22 protein-coding genes are annotated in these 23,971 nt (G+C 67.4%); 18 read left to right on the top strand and 4 right to left on the bottom strand.

Annotation, left to right across the window (positions count from 1 at the left end):
- Positions 1-176 precede the first annotated feature (176 nt).
- From D2K64_RS15850 to D2K64_RS15865, 3 genes are all read left to right on the top strand, one after another.
- Positions 177-1,250, top strand: coding sequence for an NAD-dependent epimerase/dehydratase family protein (locus D2K64_RS15850; RefSeq protein WP_456316378.1), 1,074 nt, complete (start codon positions 177-179; stop codon positions 1,248-1,250).
- Between the two features lie 376 nt (positions 1,251-1,626).
- On the top strand, positions 1,627-1,872 hold the full coding sequence (locus tag D2K64_RS15860; RefSeq protein ID WP_157985884.1) for a helix-turn-helix domain-containing protein: 246 nt from the start codon (positions 1,627-1,629) through the stop codon (positions 1,870-1,872).
- 596 nt (positions 1,873-2,468) lie between these two features.
- Complete coding sequence (locus tag D2K64_RS15865) at positions 2,469-3,071, top strand: sugar transferase (protein WP_238384228.1); 603 nt, start codon at positions 2,469-2,471, stop codon at positions 3,069-3,071.
- A 125-nt stretch (positions 3,072-3,196) separates the two neighbouring features.
- On the opposite strand, the gene D2K64_RS15870 is transcribed toward D2K64_RS15865, so the two are convergent.
- From D2K64_RS15870 to D2K64_RS15880, 3 genes are all read right to left on the bottom strand, one after another.
- Positions 3,197-4,201 carry a glycosyltransferase family 2 protein gene (locus D2K64_RS15870; protein ID WP_202910697.1) on the bottom strand — a complete coding sequence of 335 codons (1,005 nt, stop codon included), beginning with the start codon at positions 4,199-4,201 and terminating at the stop codon, positions 3,197-3,199.
- Between the two features lie 127 nt (positions 4,202-4,328).
- Positions 4,329-4,571, bottom strand: coding sequence for a hypothetical protein (locus D2K64_RS15875; RefSeq protein ID WP_120009363.1), 243 nt, complete (start codon positions 4,569-4,571; stop codon positions 4,329-4,331).
- 260 nt (positions 4,572-4,831) lie between these two features.
- On the bottom strand, positions 4,832-5,731 hold the full coding sequence (locus tag D2K64_RS15880; RefSeq protein WP_157985885.1) for a glycosyltransferase family 2 protein: 900 nt from the start codon (positions 5,729-5,731) through the stop codon (positions 4,832-4,834).
- A gap of 376 nt (positions 5,732-6,107) precedes the next feature.
- On the opposite strand from D2K64_RS15880, the gene rfbF reads away from it, so the two are divergent.
- The 7 genes from rfbF (at position 6,108) to D2K64_RS15915 (ending at position 13,398) form a co-directional block, all read left to right on the top strand.
- On the top strand, positions 6,108-6,884 hold the full coding sequence (gene rfbF, locus D2K64_RS15885; protein WP_120009365.1) for a glucose-1-phosphate cytidylyltransferase: 777 nt from the start codon (positions 6,108-6,110) through the stop codon (positions 6,882-6,884).
- Positions 6,885-6,889: 5 nt separating this feature from the next.
- Positions 6,890-7,969 (top strand): NAD-dependent epimerase/dehydratase family protein, encoded by a 1,080-nt coding sequence (locus D2K64_RS15890; protein ID WP_120009366.1) that lies wholly within the window; start codon positions 6,890-6,892, stop codon positions 7,967-7,969.
- Complete coding sequence (gene rfbC / locus D2K64_RS15895) at positions 7,966-8,532, top strand: dTDP-4-dehydrorhamnose 3,5-epimerase (protein WP_120009367.1); 567 nt, start codon at positions 7,966-7,968, stop codon at positions 8,530-8,532. Before D2K64_RS15890 ends, rfbC begins: the two co-directional genes overlap by 4 nt.
- 13 nt (positions 8,533-8,545) lie before the next feature.
- Positions 8,546-9,832, top strand: a complete 1,287-nt coding sequence (locus D2K64_RS15900) for an NAD(P)H-dependent oxidoreductase (RefSeq protein WP_120009368.1) — start codon at positions 8,546-8,548, stop codon at positions 9,830-9,832.
- 383 nt (positions 9,833-10,215) lie between these two features.
- Entirely contained in the window at positions 10,216-11,169 is a 954-nt protein-coding gene (locus tag D2K64_RS15905; RefSeq protein ID WP_120009396.1) for a replication protein RepA, read from the top strand.
- A gap of 170 nt (positions 11,170-11,339) precedes the next feature.
- Entirely contained in the window at positions 11,340-12,692 is a 1,353-nt protein-coding gene (locus tag D2K64_RS15910) for an outer membrane beta-barrel protein (RefSeq protein ID WP_157985886.1), read from the top strand.
- A gap of 109 nt (positions 12,693-12,801) precedes the next feature.
- Positions 12,802-13,398, top strand: coding sequence for a polysaccharide biosynthesis/export family protein (locus D2K64_RS15915; protein ID WP_120009370.1), 597 nt, complete (start codon positions 12,802-12,804; stop codon positions 13,396-13,398).
- Between the two features lie 284 nt (positions 13,399-13,682).
- On the opposite strand, the gene D2K64_RS15920 is transcribed toward D2K64_RS15915, so the two are convergent.
- The gene (locus D2K64_RS15920; RefSeq protein ID WP_162306202.1) at positions 13,683-15,848 is read right to left on the bottom strand and encodes a GumC family protein; all 2,166 of its coding nucleotides are present in this window, start codon (positions 15,846-15,848) and stop codon (positions 13,683-13,685) included.
- Between the two features lie 476 nt (positions 15,849-16,324).
- Between D2K64_RS15920 and D2K64_RS15925 the strand changes: the two genes are divergently transcribed.
- The 8 genes from D2K64_RS15925 to D2K64_RS15960 all read left to right on the top strand — a co-directional run bounded on the left by D2K64_RS15925 (position 16,325) and on the right by D2K64_RS15960 (position 23,962).
- Positions 16,325-17,629 carry a hypothetical protein gene (locus D2K64_RS15925; protein WP_120009372.1) on the top strand — a complete coding sequence of 435 codons (1,305 nt, stop codon included), beginning with the start codon at positions 16,325-16,327 and terminating at the stop codon, positions 17,627-17,629.
- A gap of 279 nt (positions 17,630-17,908) precedes the next feature.
- Positions 17,909-18,136 (top strand): GMC oxidoreductase, encoded by a 228-nt coding sequence (locus tag D2K64_RS25540; protein ID WP_238384229.1) that lies wholly within the window; start codon positions 17,909-17,911, stop codon positions 18,134-18,136.
- Complete coding sequence (locus tag D2K64_RS15935; protein ID WP_120009374.1) at positions 18,133-19,368, top strand: glycosyltransferase; 1,236 nt, start codon at positions 18,133-18,135, stop codon at positions 19,366-19,368. Before D2K64_RS25540 ends, D2K64_RS15935 begins: the two co-directional genes overlap by 4 nt.
- Before the next feature lie 222 nt (positions 19,369-19,590).
- Positions 19,591-20,910 (top strand): hypothetical protein, encoded by a 1,320-nt coding sequence (locus D2K64_RS15940; protein WP_120009375.1) that lies wholly within the window; start codon positions 19,591-19,593, stop codon positions 20,908-20,910.
- A 124-nt stretch (positions 20,911-21,034) separates the two neighbouring features.
- Positions 21,035-21,688: a sigma-70 family RNA polymerase sigma factor gene (locus D2K64_RS15945; RefSeq protein WP_120009376.1), complete on the top strand. Its 654-nt coding sequence runs from the start codon at positions 21,035-21,037 to the stop codon at positions 21,686-21,688.
- Positions 21,685-22,095, top strand: coding sequence for a hypothetical protein (locus D2K64_RS15950; protein WP_120009377.1), 411 nt, complete (start codon positions 21,685-21,687; stop codon positions 22,093-22,095). Before D2K64_RS15945 ends, D2K64_RS15950 begins: the two co-directional genes overlap by 4 nt.
- Complete coding sequence (locus D2K64_RS15955) at positions 22,092-22,535, top strand: periplasmic heavy metal sensor (RefSeq protein WP_120009378.1); 444 nt, start codon at positions 22,092-22,094, stop codon at positions 22,533-22,535. The genes D2K64_RS15950 and D2K64_RS15955 overlap by 4 nt, the downstream gene beginning before the upstream one ends.
- Before the next feature lie 5 nt (positions 22,536-22,540).
- Complete coding sequence (locus D2K64_RS15960) at positions 22,541-23,962, top strand: efflux transporter outer membrane subunit (RefSeq protein ID WP_120009379.1); 1,422 nt, start codon at positions 22,541-22,543, stop codon at positions 23,960-23,962.
- The last annotated feature ends 9 nt before the right edge of the window (positions 23,963-23,971 follow it).

Genomic DNA, 23,971 nt, shown 5'->3' on the forward strand with positions numbered 1-23,971 from the left:
CCTCCCGATCCTCCGGATGGCGGCCGGCCTTTGCGTGTGATGCGGTCGGCGAAACGGATGGTCCGCCTGCGGCTTCGCCAAATCCGCGGCGGCTGCGCTAAATACCTCCAGGGTTTCGCCGGGTTCATTCTTCCGGGTCCGGGGCAAGCCCCGCACAGCCAGTGAGAACGTGCCCGATGCCCCATCCTGCCCCGGATGCCGATGCCGACGACGGAACCAGCCGCGCCCCCCGGGATGACGCCATGCGCCGCATCCTGGTCACCGGCGCGGCCGGCTTCATTGGTCAGGCCGTGGCCGCGCAGTTCCTGCGCGACGGCTTCGAGGTTCTGGGGCTCGACAATTTCACCCCTTACTATGATCCGCGGCTGAAGCGGGCGCGGCTGGCCCTGCTGGAAGGGCAGCCTGGCTTCCGCTTCCGGCGGCTCGACCTGGCGGATGCGGCGGCGGTGCTGCAAGCCTTCGCGGCCTTCCGGCCGGAGGCGGTGGTGCATCTCGCGGCGCAGGCGGGGGTGCGCTACTCGCTGGACAATCCCCGCGCCTACACCGCGGCCAACATCGACGGCTTCCTGTCGGTGCTGGAGGCCTGCCGGGCGCATCCGGTGCGGCACCTGGTGTATGCCTCCTCCTCCTCGGTCTACGGCGCCAACACCAAGGTGCCCTTCGCCGAGACCGATCCGGTGGAGCGCCCCGTCTCGCTGTATGCCGCCACCAAGCGGTCGAACGAGTTGATGGCGCAGACCTACAGCCACCTGTTCCGCATTCCCGCCTCGGGGCTGCGCTTCTTCACCGTCTACGGGCCCTGGGGCCGGCCGGACATGGCTTATTACAAGTTCACTAGGGCCATCTACGCCGGCGAGCCGATCGACCTCTACAACCACGGCCGGATGTGGCGCGACTTCACCTATGTGAAGGAGGTGGTGGAGGCGATCCGCCGGCTGACGGTGCAGCCGCCCGCCGACCGGGTGGAGGGCGCCGCCCCCGGCCGGGTGGATCCCGCCACGCCCCATTGCCTCTTCAACATCGGCAACCACACGCCCGTGGCGCTCGGCGATTTCGTGGCGGTGCTGGAGCGCGTCATCGGACGGCGGGCCAGGACCCGGATGCTGGGCATGCAGCCGGGCGATGTGGAGCGCACCTATGCCGAGGTGGACGCGCTGCGGCAGGCGGTGGGCTTCGCGCCCCGCACCCCTATCGAGGAGGGGCTGGAGCAATTCGCAGCCTGGTACCGCGGCTTCCACGATCACGCCTAGGTTCCACCGCCGGATCCCAGACCTGAGTTAAAAATACCCCTGTGTGCATATGCTTAGACCGATCACGCCAAGCGATTATGAGGCGCGCTCATGCGGGTCCTTCTGGCCAAAGCCCTGTCAAGCTGGCGCAAGCCCTGAACCACCTTCCGGGGCAGCGGTATGCTGGGAACGAAGCCTGCACGGGCGAGAACGCCCTCGAACCGGCGCGGATCCACGATGACAACATCATCCTGCTGAGCCTGCCCGATGTCGGCGGCCACAAGGTGCTGCAATGGCTGCGCCGCCCGCATCGCCCCGGTCCCGATCCTGTGCGAGGCCGGCCAGACCGGGGGCGCGCATCCATCCACTGTGCGCCCCCAAGGACCAAAGCAAATCGATGCTGGCGGCGGGCGGGCTGGTGCCGACCCAGCAGTCCTTTCCGGACCACCTGCATGGTGGGCTGGAGGAGCCGAAGATGAAGATCATCGACGTCTTCATCGGCAACCTGCGCAAGAAGCTGACCAAGGCCGGGCCCGGGTCCGCGATCAAGACCGTTCGGGACCGCGGCAATGTGCTGCGCGACCCGGCGGAGAAGCCGCGTTTCTCCTGCTTGTCGATGCTGATGGATCAGGCCGTCGCCTGAAGCGGGCGGCGCGCACAATCAAACAACTAGAAAACATAATAACAATTCAACCAAAGGTTTATATTTTTGGCGGCTACTTTTCAGCAGCGCGTGATTCTGCATGAAAAACCGCATTTTCAGTAATTTCCGGCTCGATCATCGCGTCAGATCACGACAAGTTACCCCCGCTCAACTTGCCAGGCGTTATGCTGGCACATGAATCAGCGGTGCCGATCGGCTGCAAGAGCAGCCGGCGCAGCATCCGCTCTCCGGGAGGAACAGCATTTCATGGCCGGTCGGCGCCAGGACTGCAGGCTATCCGCAAGGATGGTGCAGTTCCTGACAAGGATTGGACTGTGAGGTGACAAAGTCGTGTCAATAATGCGCACACAAACTGTTTATGCCTCTTAAGAGCGCTTTGCCGGATTAATTCTACCGTATCTTGATGGTGTGTGTATTTTGAGACGTACGGAAACGGAAATCGAGGCCGTCTGTCAACGGAGTTTCTCCCAATGACCCATACAAACTGGCCCAATGGCATCCAAATGGCGAATGCTTCCAAACTGGATGAGGGGCTGTATGGATCTGCGGCTTCCAACAGTCGCGGCTTGCATCATTTGGCTAAAAGGTCGTTCGACATTGCCGCGGCGGGCAGCGCCCTGCTGTTCCTGTCGCCATTACTGCTGATCCTGTGCCTGCTGGTCATGGCAGATGGCGGGCCGGCGGTGTTCGGGCACAAGCGGGTCGGTCGCAACGGCCGCAGCTTCCGCTGCCTGAAGTTCCGCAGCATGGTGCCGAACTCCGCCGAAGTGCTGGCCAAGCTGCTGGCCGAGGATCCGGAAGCGGCGCGCAGCTGGGCTGCCACCCGCAAGCTGCAGAATGACCCGCGCATCACTCGCGTCGGCAAGTTCCTGCGCGGCACCAGCCTCGATGAGCTGCCGCAGCTCTTCAACGTGCTGCGCGGCGAGATGAGCCTGGTAGGCCCGCGTCCGGTGGTGCAGGAGGAGCTGGATCAGCATTACGGTGTCGCCGCTATCAACTACATGGCGGTGCGCCCGGGCATCACTGGCCTGTGGCAGATCAGCGGCCGCAGCGACACCACCTATGCGGAACGCGTTCAGCTGGATTGCCGCTACGTGCGCGAATTCTCCTTCTGGGGCGACCTGCGCATCCTGCTGAAGACGGTTCCGGCCGTTCTGCTGGGACGCGGCGCCTACTGAGGGCGCCGTTTCAGCCCATCCGGCTTGATGATCGGCCCCGCCGCATGGCGGGGTTTTTCATGCCGGAGAAGCGCAGCGCTTCGTGAACATCTGCGAAAGCCCGGGGAGGAACCTCCCCGGGCTTTTCACGTTGCCGAAGCGGGGATCGCCGCAGAGCGCCCGCCGCGGTGCTTCAGCAGGCTGCGCAAGAAGCCGGTGCCCCAGGCCAGGTGCATGGTCATGGCCGCAGGGCCGGCACCGGCCAACCAGGGATCGCGCTCGCGGATCGCCAGCAGCACACCCCAGCCCAGGCACAGCGCCGCATACAGCGCTGGCACCAGCAGGGTGACCGGCCAGAACGGCGCCAGCACCAGCCCGGCCACACTTCCCAGCAACGCCGCCACGGGCGCCATCTGCCGCGGCTTCGGCCGCATGCGGTGCTTCAGCAGGGTGCGCGCACGGCCCGCGCCATGCTTCATGTATTGTCGCGCCAGGGACATCAGATCCTTGCGCGGGTAATAGGTGCAGGGCGCGTCGGCGCAGAGCCAGATCCGGCCGCCGGCCAATTTGGCGCGATGGTCCAGCTCCGCATCCTCGTTGTGCGTGAAGCTTTCGTCATAGCCACCGATCGACAGAAAGAAAGCCCGGTCAAAGGCGGCGTGATGGCCGTGATCGATCCATCCGGAGCGCAGGCCGGTGCGGTGCGCCGAGCCGCCATTGCCCAGGCGGCTGTTCTGCGCCGCGGCGATGCCGCGCTGCAGGCCTGCCTGGCCCACCGTCAACATCGGCACTACCACGGAGGTCGCCTCCTGCTCGCGCAGCGCCTGGACGACGCGGGTGACGAAGCCGGGCGGATACCAGGCATGGGCGTCGGCGCGGATCAGGATCCCGGCCTCGGGCGAGGCGATGCGCGCTGCCAGATTGACGGCGGCCGATTGGAGGCGGGCCGGGTTCGGCACCAGGCGAATCTCGGGGTGCCGCTGCTGCAGGCCGCGCACGATCTCGGCCGTGCGATCGGTGCTGCCGCCATCCAGCACCAGGATTTCCAGCCGGGATGTGTCGTTCTGCTCCAGCAGGGAGGCCAAGCAGGCGGCGATGTAGGCTTCCTCATTGAGGACGGGAACGGCGAGCGCCACCAAGGGAGGGCTCATTTCAGTCGATGCACTCATGGCCGATGGGGAAATCCTGTCTGGTGGCCCTGCCGCATCATACCGCAGCGCAGCGCGCCGGCCTCCCCTTTCCGGGCCAGGCAGCGCAGTCTTGAGCGGCCGGCCTTCGTCAGAGTGCCAGAATGAAGCCGATGATCGCCGCCCAGAGCAGTGCCGACAGACCAAACCCGAACAGGAGACCGCGCGCCGGCGAGCGCCGCGCCTGCTGGAAACGGCCCAGCCAACGGACCAGCATTCCATGCCCGGAGGATGACCAGCCCGGCAGCGGCAGATCTGTCGGCAAGGTGCCTTGCATCACCTTATCGGAGGGCAGCTGAGAATGGGCCTGGGGCCCGATGGATGCGGCGCTCATGGTGACGGCCCTTCAAAACGACGCCAGCAATCAACACGCGAAGTCTAGCTAGGCCACACAATATCGTGATCAAGGATCCGGTGGAAGACTTTAACCCGAAACCCTACCGAAAGTTTCAATATCACCTTTTGGTTGATCAACAAATCAAAAACAAACCGAATAAGTCATTTTTTGCCTGCTTCCAGGCCATGACCTGCCGCACATGAAAACGGGCCACGCCAGCCATGGCGTGGCCCGTGAAGGTCGGACGGCCGGCCTGATCAGGCGGCGCGGATGCCGCGCGTGCGGCTCAGGGCGCGGTCCACCGCGGCCAAGCCCCGCACCAGCGGCGCCACCAGGGGCACCCGGTACTTGGCATACATCAGGCTCTGGATCAGGTTGCGCCGCATCACACCGGCCCGTCCGGCCCGCCACACTTCCGGCGGCAGGCGCTGCCGCAGGATCTGCGTCATCGGCCAGTGCGGCATCCAGCGGTAGAAGCGGCGCGGCTCGCGGCGCAGCAGGGTGCGCTGGTAATGATCCTCGCTGTGATCCTCGCGCGTCAGCAGCACTTCGGACAATTCGAGGTGCTCGCCTTCCAGCAGGTTCAGCGCCATGACGATCCAGTCATAGCCGAACACGTCAATATCGGCCGGGAAGCTGCGCTTCAGCGGCTCGGCTCGGAACACGCCGTAGAAGCGCGACACCTCGCCCGGGTCCCACAGAAAGCGCTGCAGCCGCTGCACGCGGTCGCCTTCCAGCGCGAAGGTGCCGTTGGAAAGGTGGCTTTCGCCTTCCAGCGTGACCATGGCGACGCGCGAGGTGCTGCACACCGCGGTGGGATGCGCCATCAGATTCGCCAGGTTGCGCTGAATGAACTCCGGCGCCCAGATATCGTCGTGGCAGGCCCACATGAAGTAGTCAGACCGGGATTGCATCAGCACGAAGCGGAAATTGCCGCAGATGCCCAGGTTCTGCGCCTGCTCATGCAACACGACGCGGCTGTCGCGTTGCGCGTATTCGCGGCAGATCGCAACGGTGTCGTCCGTGGAGCAGTTGTCCGAGATCACCAGCCGGATGTTGCGGTGGGTCTGTGCCAGCAGGGAGTCGATGGCGACTTTAATCTGCTGCCCGCCATTCCGGACCGGCATTCCGATGGTAACAAGCGGCTCTTCCGTCATTCTCTTCATCCCAGCACAGATTGGGGGTCGCGAAACCAAGGATAGCGTCATCATCCGCGAATGGCGCCGCAATCAATGGAAACTATCGGTGAGACCCGTGTCGGCGAGAAACAAGTTTTCGAGATTTTGCTTCTTTTTGGCCGCCTGGACGCAAGAACTCTGCCAGTGCAGCCGTTTTGCCACACCAAGTCGAAACGATGGTGAACCGATTAACTCTTCTCGAGGTTGTGAAAGTATTGAGCCTCTAGCGGTAACTCAGCGGTGATCGGGGGACAGTCTATACAAAACGATAATCATTCATCAAACTGAGAAACCGTCGCGGGAAAGATATGCCCCCGCTCCATCGCTTTCTTACTGTGAGCAAGAGGTCTCAATCATGAAGGCAGTTATCCTGGCTGGTGGCTTGGGCACCCGGCTCGCAGAGGAAACAAGCATCCGTCCGAAACCGATGGTTGAGATCGGCGGGAAGCCTATTCTTTGGCACATCATGAAGATTTACTCTGCCCATGGCATCAATGACTTCATTGTGTGCCTCGGCTATCGCGGCAGCGTGATCAAGGACTATTTCAAGAACTACTTCATGTACATGTCGGACGTAACGTTCGACCTTCAGCAGAACACCATGGAAGTGCACAACGCCCGGGCCGAGCCGTGGCGTGTCACCCTGGTCGAGACCGGCGAAGACAGCATGACCGGCGGCCGCATCAAGCGCGTGCTGCCCTATCTGCGCAACGAGGAAGCCTTCTGCCTGACCTATGGCGACGGCGTCGGCAATGTCGACATCACCGCCACTATCGCCCTGCACAAGAAGGAAGGGCGGCTCGCCACCATGACGGCGACCCAGCCGGCCGGCCGCTTCGGCGCCCTGCAGATCGAGGGCAACCATGTCCGTGCCTTCAAGGAGAAGGTGCATGGCGACGGCGGCTGGATCAATGGCGGCTATTTCGTTCTCAGCCCGCGTGTCGGCGACTATATCGAGGGCGACAGCACCACCTGGGAAGACCAACCGATCGAGCAGCTGGTGGCCGACAACCAGATGAGCGTGTACCAGCACCACGGCTTCTGGCATCCGATGGATACGATCCGCGACCGCAGCCACCTGGAAGGCCTCTGGGCCTCGGGCAAGGCGCCGTGGCGCGTGTGGAAGGGTTGAGAGCGATGCGCATCCTGATCACCGGCAACATGGGCTATGTCGGCCCGGTGGTTGCCGCCCATTTTCGCAAGGTGTTTCCCGGCGCCACCTTGGTCGGCTTCGACCGCGGCTGGTTCGGCCATTGCCTGACCACCCAGGACCAGTTGCCGGAAACGCTGCTGGATGAGCAGCGCTTCGGCGACGTGCGCGACCTCGGCGTCGAGGACCTGCGCGGCTTCGATGCCGTGGTGCACCTGGCCGCCATCTCGAACGACCCGATGGGCCAGCGCTTCGAGGCGGTGACCGACGCGATCAACCACCAGGCCAGCGTATCCGTCGCCAAGGCGGCGGCCGAGGCCGGCGTGAAGCGCTTCGTGTTCGCCTCCTCCTGCTCGGTCTACGGCATTGCCGGCGATGGCAATGCGCGGGTGGAAAGCGACCAGCTCAACCCGCTGACCGCCTATGCCCGCTCCAAGATCGACACGGAGAACTCGCTCCGCGCGCTCGACAACAGCGGCATGGTGATCTCCTGCCTGCGTTTCGCGACCGCCTGCGGCATGTCGCCGCGGCTGCGCCTCGACCTGGTGCTGAACGATTTCGTGGCCGGCGCGCTGGCCAACAAGGAAGTCAGCGTGCTGTCCGACGGCACGCCCTGGCGGCCGCTGATCCACGTCCGCGACATGGCGCGCGCCATGGAATGGGCGATCACCCGCCGCCCCGAGAATGGCGGCCACTTCCTCACCGTCAATGTCGGCAGCGAGCGCTGGAACTACCAGGTGCGCGACCTGGCCGAGGCGGTGGGCCGCGCCATGCCGGAAGCCCGGGTCTCGATCGCCACCTCGGCGCCGCCCGACAAGCGCTCCTACAAGGTGGATTTCTCGCTGTTCGCCAAGCTGGCGCCGCAGCACCAGCCGCAGGAAACGCTGGACGGCGCCATCGCCGAGCTGCGCGACCGCTTGACCGAGCAGGGCTTCAGCGACCCGAACTACCGCAAATCCTTCGCCATCCGGCTGGTCACGCTGGAGAAGCTGATCTCCTCCGGCGCGGTGGACGGCAATCTGGAAGCCGCGCGCGAGCTGCCGCAGATCCGTGGAGAGGCCGCGTGAAGTTCAACGCGACCCCTCTGCAGGACGCCTACGTCATCGAGATGGAGCCGCGCGGGGACGAGCGTGGCTTCTTCGCCCGAGCCTATTGCGAGAACGAGTTCCGCGAGGCGGGGCTGGTCAGCCACTATGCGCAGGTCAATAATTCGCTCAGCGTAACCAAGGGCACGCTGCGCGGCATGCACTACCAGCTGCCGCCGGCGGCGGAGGTGAAGCTGGTGCGCTGCCTGCGTGGCGCGCTGTACGACGTGATCGCCGACATGCGGCCGGACTCGCCCAGCTACGGCCGGTGGTTTGGCGTCGAGCTGAGCGAAGACAACCGTAAGATGCTCTATGTGCCGCGGGGCTTCGCGCACGGCTTCATCACCCTGCGCGAGAACACCGAGGCCTTCTACATGGTCAGCGACGCCTACATGCCAGGCGGCGAGCGCGGCCTGCGCTACAACGACCCGCATCTGAACATCGAGTGGCCGATCGCGCCGGAAGTGATCTCGGAGAAGGACCAGAACTGGCCGCTCTTCGATCCCGAATTCCATGCCGTCGAGCAGCTGCGCGGCATCCGCTGAAAAGAGAAACGCGATGATCTACGACACGCTGCTGCGCCAGCGCGAGGCCGAGGGCAAGCCGGTCCGCGTCGGCATGTTCGGCGCCGGCTTCATGGCCCGCGGCATTACTAACCAGATCGCCAACTCCGTTCCCGGAATGGTACTGTCGGTGATCTGCAACCGCAACCTCGACAAGGCCCGCGCCGCCTATGAGCAGGCCGGCGTCGCTGACATCGCCGTGGTGGAGACCGAGGCCGCGCTGGCCGAGTGCATCCGCGCCGGCCGCGCGGCGATCACCTCCGACCCGATGCTGCTGTGCCAGGTCGAGGGGCTGGACTGCCTGATCGACGCCACGGGTGCCATCGAGTACGGCGCCGCCATCACCCTGGCCGCCTTCGAGAACCGCAAGCCGATGGTCTCGATGAACGCCGAGTTGGATGCCACGGTGGGCCCGCTGCTGAAGCGCAAGGCCGACGCGGCAGGCGTCATCTTCACCGGCTGCGACGGCGACCAGCCGGGCGTCGAGATGAACCTGTTCCGCTTCGTCAAGTCGATCGGCCTGACGCCGCTGGTCTGCGGCAACATCAAGGGGCTGCAGGACCCGTACCGCAACCCGACGACGCAGGAAGGCTTCGCCAAGCAGTGGGGTCAGGACCCCTACATGGTGACCAGCTTCGCCGACGGCACCAAGATCAGCTTCGAGCAGGCCATCGTCGCCAATGCCACCGGCATGACGGTGAACAAGCGCGGCATGATCGGACGTGATCATCGCGGCCATATCGACGAACTGACCCAGGCCTATGACGTCGAGGAGTTGCGCCGCCTGGGCGGCATCGTCGATTACGTGGTGGGCTCCAAGCCCGGCCCCGGCGTGTTCGTGCTGGCGGCGCATGACGATCCGAAGCAGCAGCACTACCTGAACCTGTACAAGCTCGGCACCGGACCGCTGTACAGCTTCTACACCCCCTACCACCTCTGCCACTTCGAGGTGCCGATCTCGGTCGCCCGCCTGGTGCTGTGCCAGGACGCGGTGATCCAGCCGATTGCTGGGCCGATGGTCGATGTGGTGGCCACCGCCAAGGTGGATTTGGCCGAGGGCGACGTGATCGACACGCTCGGCGGCTACAAGAGCTACGGCCAGTGCGAAACCTACGCCATCTCCCGCGAGCAGCGCCTGCTGCCGATGGGTCTAGCCGAAGGCTGCCGCATGAAGCGCGCCGTGCCCAAGGACACCGTGCTGACCTATGACGACGTGGAGATCCCGGCCGGCCGCCTGATCGACCGGCTGCGCGCGGAGCAGGACGAGGTCTTTCCGCAGTAGAATCGACCAGGGGATGAATCTCCCCTGATCGATATCACTTTCCAGGGTTGAAACGCCGGCCTGCCCCTCTCGGCAGGCCGGCTTTTCGCGTTCCGAAGGAGCGGAACAGGGTCGATCCCCGAGTCGCCCACATTGTCCCGGGGGGTTAACTCCGGACCACCCGGGCGCCGCAGCATGATCCACAACGAGGGCGGTTTATCCCGGGGGGTTAACTCCGTCACTTGGGGGGTTAACTCCGAAAAAGCCAGTTATCCCGGGGGGTTAACTCCATACTTCAACTAATAGACTCTACTAGTTCTCTACTAGAGTCCGGAGTTATCCCCCCATTGACGCAGGCCGGCCGAAAACGGCACCTATCCATCAGAGCCTTGATGGAGCGGGCCATGCAGGAAGATGCGGCGCATGGCGTCCGGAAGCTGGTGCTGTTGCACGGGCGCGATCAGGCGCGGGCCATGGTACCGCCGGAGCGCAAGGCCCTGGTGGACATCGCCGCCGAGGTGCTGGCCGATGATGCCAGCCGCATCGGCATCACTTACACTGGTTTCTGTTTGACCTCCCTGCCGCACAAGCGGCTGCCGGACGATGCCGCCTGGGAGAAGCGCGGCCACCGCGTGACCCTGCTGGTGGAGCCGGGGCGCCTCAAGGCCGCCGGCCGCACCACCCGGATGCACGGCGTACCCTATGGCGCCCGGGCCCGCATGATCCTGCTCTACCTGCAGACCCAGGCCGCGCGTACCAACAGCCGCGAGGTGGAGCTGGGTCGCTCGATGCGCGACTGGCTCGGCCGCATGGGGCTGTCCTGGGGCGGCGAAACCGGCAAGGCGCTGCGCGAACAGGCCGTGCGCATCGCCGCCTGCTCGCTGAAGTTCTTCTGGGAAGACGAGGACATGGAAGGCTGGGCCGCCGGGCGCTTTGTCCGCTCCGGCCTGCGCTTTTCCGACCGCAGCGACGAGAGCCGCCAGGGCGAGTTGTGGGATGAGCGGGTGGTGCTCGACGAGGTGTTCTTCGATGCGATGCGCCAGCATCCCGTGCCGCTGCAGGAGGCGGCGCTGCGCGAACTGGGAAACCGCAGCGCCAGCCTCGATCTCTACATCTGGCTGGCCTACCGGCTGCATACCCTGCGCGGGCCGACCACGGTGCGCTGGTCGGCGCTGCGTGACCAGTTCGGCTCCGGCTATTCCGAGCTGCACACCTTTCGCCGCGACTTCCGCAAATCCCTGGCGCCGGCCGTTGCCGCGTATCCCGAGGCCAAGGTCGAACTGACCGAGGACGGCGTCATGCTGCATCCGTCGCGGCCGCCAGTGTCGGTGCGGCTGATCAGCGCGGCCCGGAGTTAACCCCCCACCCCGGCCATCCACTGCAACCCAAAAGCCACAGCGTGGCGCATGTTGCGCCCAGGGACTGCAGCGGGATAGCGAACACTTGATCAGTGGTTCATTCATGAGACAATCCGGCGCGCTGCGTGGATTGACGCGGAACCATGTTGGAATTGGGCAGGATCGCTGGAATGCGGCTGAAGAACGGAACTCTGCGTGCGGCGAAGGCGATCCGCCCCTGGGCCCTGATGAGCCTGCCGGCGATGGCGCTGCTGGCCCCGCCTGCCCAGGCCCAGGAAGTGTTGCAGCCGCTTCAGCTCGACCTGCCCTCGGCCGGTCAGGGTCCGTCGCAGACGCCGCAATCGATCAGCCCGACCGCCACGGCCCGCAACGTCACGGTGCTGACGCGGCAGCGTCCGGATTACGACCCCGTCGGCGTCCGGCTGGGCGGGTTCCGCTACGACGCCGCGCTAGAAGCCGGCATGGGCTATGACGACAACCTGCAGCCCAACTCGCCGCAGGACCGGAGCGACGGCTATTTCAGCCAGGGCGTCAACGTGTCCGCCGCCAGCACCTGGAGCCGCCACGCCCTGGGCCTGACGGCCTCGCAGGAAACCCGCCAGCATCTGCGCTATAACGACCTGAACTGGCTCGATTACGGTGTGGGCCTCAGCGGCCGCTACGACATCGGCCGGGCTTCCTCGCTGAATGCCAGCTATCGCCGGGTGCACAGCCACCTGTCCGTCAACAATTTCGAGCTGCAGAGCGACGGGCAGAACCGCCCCATCCCCTATGACAGCGACATCCTGCAACTGGGCGGCACGGTTGCCTTCAATCGCCTCTCGATCAGCCCCTCGGTGAGCTACACCACGCTCCGCTACGAGGAAGAGACGATCAACGGCCAGCGCACCAACAACTCCCAGAGCGATTATGATTCCATGCTGGGCGAGGTCGAGGCGGAATACAGCCTGGTGCCGGGGCGCAGCCTGCTAGCGCTGGTGCGGCTGCAGGACATCAGTTACCAGGACCCTGGTCAGAGCCGTCGCGATTCCTCCACCTGGGAAGTGCAGGGCGGCTTCAACTACGACCTGACCGGCCTGTGGCAGGCGCGCATCCTGGTCGGCTACCGCAGCCGCGATTACGAGGATCCGGGCCGCAAGCCGCTGGAGGGCGTGGCCTTCGAGGGCCAGCTGACCTACCTGCCGACGCAGCTGACCACCGTCACCGTCGCGGCGGCGCGCACCATCGAGGAATCGATCCGCGAGAACAGCGTCAGCTACACCCGCACCGCCGCCCGCCTGGCCGTGGACCACGAGTTGCTGCGCAACGTCATCCTGAGCGGCGAGCTGCGGGCCGAGCATCGCGAATACCCGGAGCGGGGCAACGTCACCGACGGCATCGGGCTGATCGGCGCGCGCTACCTGATCAATCGGAACCTGTCGCTGGTCGCCAACTACCAGCACACCGAGCGGTTGAGCGCACCAGAGGGATTCCGGGAATACGGCATCAATCAGGTGCAGGTGCGGCTGCGTCTCGCGCTGTAACGATTAAGGGAATGACAGCAAGGAATTGAACCTGAGGCGTTCACGATCGGCACCGTGACGGATACAATATTCGTGGCTTTGTCTCAAAGATTCTGACCCGGGAGTTTCCATGTTCCGTTCTGCTTCCCTGACCTCCGTTGCTCCGGCAGTCTTCCGCGGAATGGCCCTGGGTGCCGCGCTGCTGGTGGCAGCCTGCGGCAATCCCGCCGCCAATCTGCAGCCGCTGCCGGAAACCGCCGTCAGCGCCTACAAGCTCGGCGCCGGCGACCAGCTGCGCGTGACGGTGTTCAACGATCCGCGCCTGACCGGTGATTTCCGCATCAGCGACACCGGCAACGTGGCGCTGCCCCTGGTGGGCGCCATTCCCGTCGCCGGCCGCACCACGGCCGAGGCGGAGCGGGCCATCGAGCGCAACCTGCGCAGCCGCAACCTGTTCAATGACCCCTCCGTGGCGGTCGAGGTGCAGGAATACCGGCCAATCTTCGTGCTGGGCATGGTGGAGCGCGGCGGCCAGACCCCATACCAGCCGGGCATGACGGTACTTTCCGCCGTGGCGGTGGCCGGCGGCTTCAACTACCGCGCCATCACCGACACCGTTTCCATCACCCGCGTCAACGCCAATGGCATCGCCGAGGAATACCGGGCCGGCCGCGATGCCGTGCTGATGCCGGGCGACGTGGTGACGGTGTTCGAGCGCCGCTTCTGATCCGCCGCGCCCATACGGCGCAGCCACCAGGCCAGGGACCGTAGTCCCTGGCCTTTTTTGTGCCGGCTTGCCAGGGGCGGGCCGGCCTCCGGTTTCGGGCCATGATCCGGCTTGGCCCAGCCTGCGGAAACGCCGCCCCGGCCGCGGGTCATTGGGCCGGAAAGGCGGCGCGGCCCGGCCGCGTCATCGCCATGGCCGCGAGTGGCCGCGGCAGCGGCCCAAAAAGAAGGGGCACAGCTCGCGCTGTGCCCCGATATCTCGGCTTGGCTTCAGGACGCCTGGCCTCAGGCTCCTGGCGCCGGCAGGCGCTTGAGGTCGGGCGAGGCGCTCTTGGAATAACCCTCGTAATAGCCCAGCGGGTCCAACCGGCCCGGACGCACCCGGGTCATCACGGTGGCCATGCGCGCCCGCATCGAGCGCGGCAGGCGGCGCATCGCCTCCATCACCACGGTGCGCGAGGTGCGCTCCCAGCCGACGGCGAACAGCACGGCGTCGCTGTGCTGCGACAGCACCACGGCATCGGCCACGCGCATCACCGGCGGGCTGTCCAGGATCACCAGCCGGTATTCGCGGCGGGCCCGGTTGATCAGCTCCGCGAACTGGCGGGATTCGATCAGCGCCTGGGGGTTGTTGGAGGAGCGGTCGGACAGCAGCAGGTGCAGCCCCGAGCGCTCATCCACCTGGATGGCGTCCTCGAACCGGGTCTCGCCGTTCAGCACCGCCTCGATCGAGCGGCCCGGCCAGGGCGCGCCGAAGATGGCGGAGAGCTGCGGCCGGCGCATGTCGGTCTCGATCAGCAGCACGCGCATCCCGTCGGCGGCGGAAAGCCGCGCCAGGGAGGAGGCCACGGTGCTCTTGCCGTCGCCGATCGCCGAGGAGGTGACCAGCACGGTGTTGGCCGGGCCGCCGCCCGCCACGGTCTGCATGTTCAGGCGCAGCGCGCGCAGCGTCTCGGCGATGCCGGACTGGCCCTGGTCCAGCACCAGCGCCGGCATCTTGTTGCGCCGGCCGCGGCCCAGCGCCGGCAGGCTGCCGACATTCTGGATGCCGGTCATGCTCACCAGATCCTGCACCGAGTTGAAGGCGCCATGGGTCAGGCGACGCAGGATCAGCAGGCCGGCCATCAGGAACAGGCCAACAAAGGCGGCGAAGGCGGCGACCACGGAGGCCGGCGCGCCGCTCGGGCGGTACGGCGCCACGGCCGGGGAGATCACGCGCGCCAGCGGGAACTGGGCGGACGCCATCCGGGTCTGCTCGGCGCGGGTCAGGAAGGTCTGGTAGATCTGCCGCTTGGCATCCGCTTCGCGGGTCAGGGCCAGCAGGCCGACCTCGGCCTGGGCGCCGGTGCGGGCGGTGCGGCTGGTGCTGGTCAGCGAGCTCTGCGCCTCGGCCAAGCGGTCGCGCGCCGCGTCCACCTCGCGGCGGAGGGAGGCCACCACCTTGCTGATCTCGGAGCCGATCTGCCGCTGCACGTCGCGCAGCTCGGCCTCGGCGGCCAGGCGGTCGGGGTGGTTGCGGCCGAGCTGCTGCGCCAGGCTGGCGGAGCGGGCGCCGATCTCGGCCTCGCGGGTGCGCAGCGCCTGCACGGTGGGCGAGGTCAGCGCTTCGGTGGCGGCGCTGCCGCGGTTGCCGGAGCGCAGCGCGCTGTCCAGCGCCGCCTGGGCACGGGCCAGTTCCTGGCGGGCCACGGCGACGCGGGTCTGCTGCTCGCCCAGCTGCAGGGTGGTGATGGTGCCCTGCGAGGTTTCCAGCAGGCCGGTGCGCTCGCGGTATGCCTCGATCTTGCGGTCGGCCGCTTCCATGTCCTCGCGCAGCGCGGTCAGGCGCTCGGTCAGCCATTCATTGGCCTGCAGGGTGGTATCGCGCTTGGCGTTCACTTCTTGCGAGATGTAGCGGTCCATCAGCGTGTTGACGACGCGGGCCGCTTCTTCGGCGGTGTCGGCGACGTAGCGCACCACAACCACGTTGCTGTTCTCGGCGGTGCCGATGGACAGGTTCTTCTGCATCTCCTCGACGGCGAGGCCCACCTTGTCGAGCGGCGCGGCGCCCAGCGGCTGGCCGTTCTCGTCGAGCTGCGGCTGCAGCAGGCTGGCGATGGAATCGCGCACCCAGGTGGTGACGGGGGCGACCAGCGCGCTGATCGCGGCGCCGAGGCCTTCCTTCTCCGGCTTGTCGGCCAGGCCCAGTTCGCGCACCACATCGGCCGCCAGCGCGCGCGAGCGCAGGATGTCCGCCTCGGTGCGGATGCGCTGGGCACTCGGCGTGTTGGCCGACACGGTCTGGTTCAGCTCGGGAATGGCCTGGTCACGGCTCTCGACCAACAACAATCCCTCGCCGGCGAAGCGAACGGGCATTGCCTTGGTCACGGCATAGCCGAGCAAGCCGGCAATCAACGCCGCGGTGATCAGGGTCAGCTTGCGTTGCCAAAGCAGGCTCAGAAGATCGGTCAAGCGCATCGGTTATGCCTCATGGGGCCGGTTCAACCATCTGGGTTGGTTATCCCCTCTTGAGTGGCCATCGGCGCCCGCATGCGGCAGGCTTGGACAGGCCGGGAAGGTATACGGACGTTTAAACCTACGCGTGCTAATCTGTCCAAATAATCATCTATAACTCACAGGAATGTGGCTGGAGCCAGTTATTCTGCCACTTTAGAGAAGATCGTGCGCCATGGGAGACAAATGAGCGCGCCCGATTGCCTTGCCGTCCCGGCCATGCGGCCCATGGCAGCGACGTGGCCTGACGGCCAGCCCCGATGCCTGGAGGACAAAGACGTGTTATTCCTGGCTCCGGTGACGAGCCCGGCAGATGGTGCCAGGCCGTCCTTTCCCCCCTCGGAGCGGTTCGGTCTCTTTAGCAGAAGCCGGACCAGTTTGTGGAATGACAGGCTAGTGTCCTTTGTTCCCAATACATGCAAGGGTTTTCGCCAGTGATTTCTCCCCTGGACATCAAAATTCCGGATGATGGCGAACGGGCGGCGGCCGAGGTGCGCTTCGTGTCGCGCTGGCTGGTGGTGGTGCTGTTCACCTCGATCTTTCTGCAGCGCTTCGCGTTGCCGATTGCTCCGGACGGAATAGCCTTCAACCTGCTGGTGACCACGCTGGCCGTGGCGGTGCTGGCCTTCCGCGGCTCGCTGGTGATGGACACGACCCGCACGGTGATGTTCTTCGTGCTGGCGGCCACGGTGTCGCTGAGCGCGGCGCTGAACGCCGGCATGGCCTCCATGCCTTCGCTGGCGCTGCTGTTGATCGTCTACATACCCTACATGTTCTCGCTGCGACCCGAAGTGGCCGAGACGGTGTTCCAGAACTGCGTGCGCGCCTTCCAGGTGATGGTGCTGATCTGCGCCTTCATGGGCATCGCCCAGTTCATCGCCCAGTTCGTGATCGGCAATTCGATCCCCTTCACCTTCAAGGGCATCGTGCCGGAAGAGCTCCTGCTGCAGAACTTCAACACCGCCAATCCGCTGGCCTGGAGTTCGCCCTACTTCAAGAGCAACGGCTTCTTCCTGGTCGAGCCTTCCACCTTCTCGCAGTACCTGGCCATCGCCATCGTGCTGGAATTGCTCTACCGCGGCGCCACTTGGCGGCTGCTGGTGTTCGGCCTGGCGCTGCCCACCTCCTATTCCGGCACCGGCCTGATCCTGCTGGCGCTGCTGACGCCCTGGGTGATGCTGCACAAGCGCGCCTATGGCGCGATCTTCGGGGCCCTGGTGTTCGGGGCCATCATCATCGCCACGGGCAGCCTGTGGAACGCCGACGCGCTGTTCAGCCGTGTCAACGAGTTCGGCTCGGAGAATTCCAGCGCCAATGCGCGCTTCGTGGCGGGCGCCTGGCTGATCGGCGACTTTCTGCTGGATTCCGGCCGCGACCTGGTGTTCGGCCTCGGCCCGGGCTCCTACGTGCAGTTTGCCAACCTGGTCACCTATTCGCCGCATGACCCGGCCTGGGCGAAGCTGATCTTCGAATATGGCTTGTTCGGCTCGCTGGTGTTCTGGCCGTTCTTTCTGGTCGCGCTCTTCCGCGGGGCACCGTCGCGCTGGGTCAGCTGGGCCATGCTGATCGGCTACTTCACCTTCGGCGGCATGTTGCTCGACCCGCGGCTGCAGGTCATGCTGCTGTTGTTCTGCGTGCTGCCCAAGCGGCCTGTTGAGCAGGCGGCGCTGAACCCGCCGCAGGAACAGACGGTGCCCGGCCCCTGGTTGTCTCCCCTCGATATCCGGCCGGCTGAATGACGTCCCTGCCTGCCGTGTTCCTGAGCCGCCGCAGCGGCCTGCGGGTGTCCGCCATCGGGCTGGGCAGCCGGCTGGGCTCCACCCTCAGCGGCTGCACCGGTCCGGCGGCCAGGCGTTTGCTGCAGCACGCGCTGGATCGGCATCACCCTGCTCAACACTGCCAACACCTACGGCCAGGGCGAAAGCGAGCGGCTGATCGGTCGCGCGCCCCGGGAATGGCGGGACGGCGGGACCCTGGTCACCCAGGCCGGGCTGCGCTTCGCCGCGCCGCAGAAGGAAGTGGCGCTGGCCGAAGCGCCGCGCGACGGGGTGGTGGATGCCGATCGCGCCATGCATGGCGTGCCCAACCTCCGCATCGCCAGCGCGGCGGTGTTTCCGACCTGCGGCCATGCCAATCCGACGCTGATCATCGTCGCCCTGGCGTTGCGGCGGGCCGACCACCTGAAGGCTGGGGCGGCGCGCAATGCCGCGCCCATCCGGCCCAGCCTCGCGGAACCCGCCCCATGACCCGCTGCCTCTGGCTCGCCCGCGCCTTGCCCTTTCCCTGGACGGCGGGGACCCGGATCTACACCGCCAAGCTGGCCGGCGCCCTGGCCGGCGCCGGCGTCGAGGTCACCTTTGCCGGCTATGCCGCCGAGGTGCCGCCGCAGCCTATGCCCGGCATCACCTGGCACATCGTGCCGGGTGGGCCGCGCGGCCACCTGGCCGGGCTCGCCAGCCCGATGCCGCTGATGGCCGCCCGGCACGAGACGCCGGCCTACCACGCCGCCCTGCAGGAACTGGCGGCGCAGGACCCCTGGGATGCCGTGATCGTCGACCAGTACGGCATGGGCTGGGTGCTGCGGCAGAAGCGGATCTTTGGGGGCAACCCGGTGTTCGTGTTCATCACCCATGACCACGAGGAAAGCGTCACCGGCATGCAGTGGCGCGACAACACCGCCTCGATCGGCAAGCGGCTGTATCTTGGCCAGAACTACGCCAAGACCCGCTGGTTCGAGCGCTGGATCGCCCGCAACAGCGACCTCGTCACCACCATCACCCAGCACGATGCCGGGCTGTTCGCCGCCAATGCGCCGGGCGTGCCGATGCTGCCGCTGGTGCCGGGCTATGATGGCGTGCGGGCCCCCGAGCGGAGCATCGGGCCGGGCACGCCGCGCGCCGTGGTGCTGTTCGGCTCCTACCGCTCGTCGGCCAAGCAGGCGAACCTCAGGCTCTTCCTCGAACAGGCCGATCCGGTGCTGTCCAGGGCGGGGGTCGAGATCCGCGTGGTGGGCGACATGCCGGCGGATTTCCGTCGCAGCCTGGAAGGCCGCTACAAGGCGGCGCGCTTTACCGGCTTCGTCGATGACCCGGCGCCGCATCTGGCCGCTGCCCGCATGGCGGTGGTGGCCGAGCCGATCGGCGGCGGCTTCAAGATGAAGCTGCTGGAATACGTGTTCAACCGCGTGCCCGTGGCCGGGCTGGCGGTGTGCGCCAGCGGCCTGCCGGACAGCGTCCAGGCCGAGATGCTGCTGGAGCCGGACATGCCCGGCCTGCTGCGGGCGGTGCTGACGCGGATCGACGATCCGGCGGCGCTGAACCTGCAGCAGCAGCGTGCCTTTGTCGCGGCCGAGCATGCCTTCGACTGGCGCGAGCGCGGCCGCCTGCTGTGCGAGGCCATCCAGGCACAGCGCGGCGCGGTGCTGCACCGGGCCGTGGGCGGGGCATCATCCTATGCGGCGCTCGGCACCGTCGCCTGATCAGCGGAGCTGTCTCGCTCGATAGACAGCCTCCGGCATTGGAAAGGCCGCCTGTCAGGCCGGCCTTTCGCGCCATGGTTCCGCGCCGCAGCAGGGTTCCCGCATCACCGTCATGCCACGCTTCATTCCACCCCTTTCGTTCTTGCCTGCTGGGTTCATCCCCGCTGGCCCTGTCATGGCCGCGATCCGGCCTGTGTTTTCTGAATCGCGGGAGCGGCGCTGATGCTGGGCAACAAGGCGGCCAGGAAATCCGCGGTGTTCTTTCTGCTGAAGGCCTCGAACACCGCCCTCGCCTCGGTGTGGAGCTTTCTGCTGGCCTTTGCGCTGGTGCGCATCGTCGGCCTGGAAAGCTATGCCTTCTTCGCCACCGTGATCGCCTTCGCCTCGCTGGTGCTGCAGGCGGATCTCGGCATCTCGATCCGGTTGTTCGGCCAGTTGCGGCAGAATTTCCTGCATCCCGAGAACGGGATCCGGCAAGCGCTGGGCAATGCCGTGGCGGCGGCGCTGGCCTCCTACGCCGCCATCGCCGTGCTGGCGACGCTGGTGTTTGGGGTGATGGTGTGGGGCCTCGGCCTCGGCCTCGCGCAGTATCATTCGGTCTATCTGCTGCTGTTCGCCGGCTCGGTGCTGCCGCTGCCCTGGATGATCCTGCGGCTGACCGCCAACGCCTTCGATTACTACGTGCTGACCGAGGCGATCGACTGCGTCCGCCGCACCCTGCTGCTGGCGCTGACCGCGGCGCTGGTGATCGGCCTGCCGCTGATGGCCTATGCGGTGTGCTTCGTGCTGCTCTGGCTGGTGGCGATCGGCGTGCTGTTCGTGATGGCGCGCAAGCGGCTCGACATCCTGACCGGGGCCAGCATCCGCGCCGGCTTCACGGTGCTGCGCGGCGATCTGAAGGGCATCACCGCCTCCGCCGTGCTGTCGATGTCGGAGTTCCTGATCTACATCTACCCCTACTACGTCATCCCGTTGACGCACCGGGATGCCCTGGCGCTGGTCGCCTTCGACATGTTCTACAAGGTGACGCGCTTCGCCACGACCGCCTACCTGACCGTCACGGAAACGGTGCTGCCGCACCAGACCCGCGCCTTCCATGCCGGCAACGTGCCGATGCTGCGCAAGATGATGCTGGTGGCTTTCGCCCTGGCCGCCGTGCCGATGGTGGGCGCCGTCGGCATCATCGGGTTCTTCGGCGATCGCTTCTTCGGCATCCTGCTGGGCCATTCGGACGTGGTGACGCCGACGATCCGGCTGACCATCTGCGCCATGCTGTTCCTGATGATGGTGCAGACGGTGAGCGGCGCCATGCTGGCTGGCATCGGCCGGCTGGCGGTGCTGGCCCGCCGCGCCTCCACCACCCTGGGCATGATGCTGGTGCTGGCGCTGGTATCGGGGCTGCAGAACTGGACCATCGAGCAGTTCATCATCGGCTATGCGGCGGTCTACGCCTACGAGGCGTTCGGCTATTTCTGGTCGATGCTGATGCTGTTCCGCGAGATTTCCCGCAAGCAGCCGGCGGCGGCGGCCACGACCGCGTGACGGTGCTGGCGCCGGGCGGCGCGATCCCGTAACAGGCGGAAACCCTTCGTCATGGAAAACCATGGCGCGGGGGCGTGGGATGGCGCCGCCTCGCCCGTATCACCGTCCGGACACAGCGAGAGCCATGCCGGACACCCTGCCCTTTCCTCCTTTTGCCTGGGAGGTTTCCATCGCCGAGCGGCCGATCCCGCTGCAGGGCCCCGTGGCGGATGCCGAGGCGCGGCTGCTGCGCGACCTGCCGGCGGCGGATGACGCAACACTGCTCCGCTGGGCCGCCGCCGGCGACCGTCGCGCCTTTGACCAGCTGGCCGGCCGGCACCTGCCGATGCTTTATCGCGTGGCGCTGCGCATCACCGGCCAGCCCGCCGAGGCGGAGGACGTGGCGCAGGAGGCGTTGCTGCGGCTGTGGCGCCATGCCGCGCGCTTCGATCCCGCCCGGTCGCAGCTCGGCACCTGGCTGTACCGCATCACCGCCAACCTGGCGATCGACCGGGTGCGGCGCGTCGCCGCGCAGCCGCTGGAAAGGGCGGGCGAGCTGGCGGACCCGGCCCTCGGCCCGGAAGCGGCGCTCGCGGAGCAGCAGCGGCAGGCGCTGCTCGCCGCCGCCCTGGCGGAGCTTCCGCCGCGCCAGCGCGCCGCCCTGGCGCTGTCCTATGACCAGGGGCTGAGCGGGGCCGAGGCGGCGGCGGCGCTGTCGGTGTCCACCCGGGCCCTGGAAGGGCTGCTGCGCCGGGCGCGGCACCTGCTATCGGCCCGGCTGCGCGGCGGCGGCACATGACGCCCCGCCGCTTTGCCCGGCTGCTGGACATCCATGGCGCCGATCCGGCGCGCTGGCCGCAGGCCTGCCGCGGTGCCGCGCTGGCCCTGCTGGACAGCTCGGCCGAGGCGCGGGCGATGCGCGACGCCGCCGCCGCGCTGGATGCGGCGCTGCGCAGCAGCCTGCCGCAGCCCGACCCTGCGGCGCTGGCGCGGATGCGCAACCGCCTCGCCCACGCCGTGGCGCGCGAACCCCTGCCGGTGCCGGAGCGCCGCCTGCTGCGCTGGCTGCGCCCGCTGGCGCCCTTCGGCGCCGGCGCGCTGGTGACCCTGATGGTGTGCGGGCTGTGGCTGGGCCTGCCGGCGGCGCCGGAACCCGATGACATCCTGGGCGCGCCGCGCCTGATGGCGATGATGGAACTGCCATGATGCGGCCGATCTGGCTGAAGGGGCTGCTGGGTGCCTCGCTGGCGCTGAACCTGGTGCTGGGGGCGCTGCTGTGGTGGCGGTCCGGCCCGCCGCCCGGCCCCGGCCGCCTGCAGGCCCGCATCGAGCGTGTTCTGCCCGAGGCGGACCGGGACGCCTTCCGCCGTGCCATGCAGGGCGGCCGGCCGCGCTACGAGGCGGCGCAGGCCGGATTGCGCGAAGGGTCCGCCGGCGTGCAGGCGGTGCTGGCGCAGCAGCCCTTCGACCCGGCGCGGCTGCGCGCCGCCATGGCGGAATCCCGCGCCCGCTGGGGCGAGTTCGGCCGGCTCTACGAGGACAGCCTGGTGGAGGCGCTGTCCGCCATCTCGCCGGAAGGGCGGCAGCGCGTGGCGCAGGACATGGCGCAGGGCGATCGTCACGGCAGCAGGAACAGGCGGAACTGAACGGAATGGCTTTGCGAATCAAGGATCGCCGCGCCACCCGCGCGCTGCTGCTGCTGGGTGTGCTGGCCGGGCCGCTGGCCGCCTGCGGGCCGCGGGCGGAGCCCGTGGTGTCGGGGCTGGAGCCGGGTGCGTTCCGCAATGCCGATCCCGCCGCCGAGGCGCGCTGGCCCGACCCCGACTGGTGGCGCGGCTTCAACGCGCCGGAGCTGGACCGGCTGATGCAGGCGGCGATGGCGGGCAATTTCGACCTCGCCGCCGCCGCCGCGCGGGTGCGGCAGGCGGATGCGCAGCTGCGCATCGCCGGCGCCGCGCTGCTGCCCAATGTCGGGCTGGATGCGGGTGCCACGCAGAGCCGCTCCACCGCCCTCGGCACCAGCAGCAGCTTCGGCCGCAACCGCAACGCCACGCGCTACGACGCCACCCTGTCCGCCAGCTACGAGCTGGATTTCTGGGGCCGCAACCGCAACCTGCGCGAGGCGGTGATCCAGGATGCGCGCGCCCGCCGCTTCGACCAGGGCACCGTGCTGCTGACCACCGAGGCTTCCATCGCCAACACCTATTTCGAGGTGCTGGCAGCGCGCGAGGAGTTGCGCGCGCAGGAGGAGAACCTGGCGGCCGCCCGGCGCATCCTCAGCGTGATCCGCAGCCAGGTGAATTTCGGCACCGCCACGGGGCTCGACCTGGCGCAGCAGGAAACCGTGGTGGCGCAACAGCAGGCCGCCATTCCGGCCCTGCGGCAGACCGCCGAGCAGGGGGTGAACGCGCTGGCCGTGCTGACCGGCCGCCCGCCCGCCGCGCTCACCGTGGCCACCGGGCGCTTCGACGGGCTGCGGGTGCCGGCGGCCGCGCCCGGCCAGCCCGGCGACCTGCTGGCCCGCCGCCCCGACGTGCTGGCGGCCGAGGCCAGCCTCGCCGCCGCCAACGCCGATGTGGCGGCGGCGCGGGCGGCGCTGCTGCCGACGGTCAGCCTCAGCCTGTCGGGCGGCTTCCAATCCGCCGCGCTGGGCACGCTGCTCAGGCCGGAATCGCAGTTCTTCTCCCTGGTGGGCGGGCTGGCGCAAACCATCTTTGATGGCGGGGCGCTGCGTGGCCAGGTGTCGCTGAGCCGGGCCCAGGCGGAGGAATTGCTGGTGGAATACCGCCGCGCCATCGTCCAGGCCCTGTCCGACACCGAGGACGCGCTGGTCGCCCTGCGCGAAAGCACCGAAGGGGAAACCCTGCGGGCCGAGGCGCTGGCCCGCGCCAGCCGTGCCTATGACATCGCCGAGGCGCAGCTGCGTGCCGGCACCATCAACGTGATCACCCTGCTGAACACCCAGCAGACCCTGTTCTCCGCCCGCGTCAGCCTGGTCCAGGCGCGGCTCGCCCGGCTGCAGGCCGCCGTTGCGCTGTTTCGCGCGCTGGGCGGCGGCTGGCAGTCCACCTGACACGGATCC

The organism is Teichococcus vastitatis (assembly GCF_003604215.1).
Classification (GTDB): Bacteria; Pseudomonadota; Alphaproteobacteria; order Acetobacterales; family Acetobacteraceae; genus Pseudoroseomonas; species Pseudoroseomonas vastitatis.

Excerpts from the sequence above, each read along its gene's own strand:
- D2K64_RS15850 (WP_456316378.1), top strand. The coding sequence starts at position 177 with ATGCCCCATCCTGCCCCGGATGCCGATGCCGACGACGGAACCAGCCGC.
- D2K64_RS15860 (WP_157985884.1), top strand. The coding sequence starts at position 1,627 with ATGCTGGCGGCGGGCGGGCTGGTGCCGACCCAGCAGTCCTTTCCGGAC.
- D2K64_RS15870 (WP_202910697.1), bottom strand. The coding sequence starts at position 4,201 with ATGAGCCCTCCCTTGGTGGCGCTCGCCGTTCCCGTCCTCAATGAGGAA.
- D2K64_RS15875 (WP_120009363.1), bottom strand. The coding sequence starts at position 4,571 with ATGAGCGCCGCATCCATCGGGCCCCAGGCCCATTCTCAGCTGCCCTCC.
- D2K64_RS15880 (WP_157985885.1), bottom strand. The coding sequence starts at position 5,731 with ATGACGGAAGAGCCGCTTGTTACCATCGGAATGCCGGTCCGGAATGGC.
- rfbF (WP_120009365.1), top strand. The coding sequence starts at position 6,108 with ATGAAGGCAGTTATCCTGGCTGGTGGCTTGGGCACCCGGCTCGCAGAG.
- D2K64_RS15890 (WP_120009366.1), top strand. The coding sequence starts at position 6,890 with ATGCGCATCCTGATCACCGGCAACATGGGCTATGTCGGCCCGGTGGTT.
- D2K64_RS15900 (WP_120009368.1), top strand. The coding sequence starts at position 8,546 with ATGATCTACGACACGCTGCTGCGCCAGCGCGAGGCCGAGGGCAAGCCG.
- D2K64_RS15905 (WP_120009396.1), top strand. The coding sequence starts at position 10,216 with ATGCAGGAAGATGCGGCGCATGGCGTCCGGAAGCTGGTGCTGTTGCAC.
- D2K64_RS15910 (WP_157985886.1), top strand. The coding sequence starts at position 11,340 with ATGCGGCTGAAGAACGGAACTCTGCGTGCGGCGAAGGCGATCCGCCCC.
- D2K64_RS15915 (WP_120009370.1), top strand. The coding sequence starts at position 12,802 with ATGTTCCGTTCTGCTTCCCTGACCTCCGTTGCTCCGGCAGTCTTCCGC.
- D2K64_RS15935 (WP_120009374.1), top strand. The coding sequence starts at position 18,133 with ATGACCCGCTGCCTCTGGCTCGCCCGCGCCTTGCCCTTTCCCTGGACG.
- D2K64_RS15940 (WP_120009375.1), top strand. The coding sequence starts at position 19,591 with ATGCTGGGCAACAAGGCGGCCAGGAAATCCGCGGTGTTCTTTCTGCTG.
- D2K64_RS15945 (WP_120009376.1), top strand. The coding sequence starts at position 21,035 with ATGCCGGACACCCTGCCCTTTCCTCCTTTTGCCTGGGAGGTTTCCATC.
- D2K64_RS15950 (WP_120009377.1), top strand. The coding sequence starts at position 21,685 with ATGACGCCCCGCCGCTTTGCCCGGCTGCTGGACATCCATGGCGCCGAT.
- D2K64_RS15955 (WP_120009378.1), top strand. The coding sequence starts at position 22,092 with ATGATGCGGCCGATCTGGCTGAAGGGGCTGCTGGGTGCCTCGCTGGCG.
- D2K64_RS15960 (WP_120009379.1), top strand. The coding sequence starts at position 22,541 with ATGGCTTTGCGAATCAAGGATCGCCGCGCCACCCGCGCGCTGCTGCTG.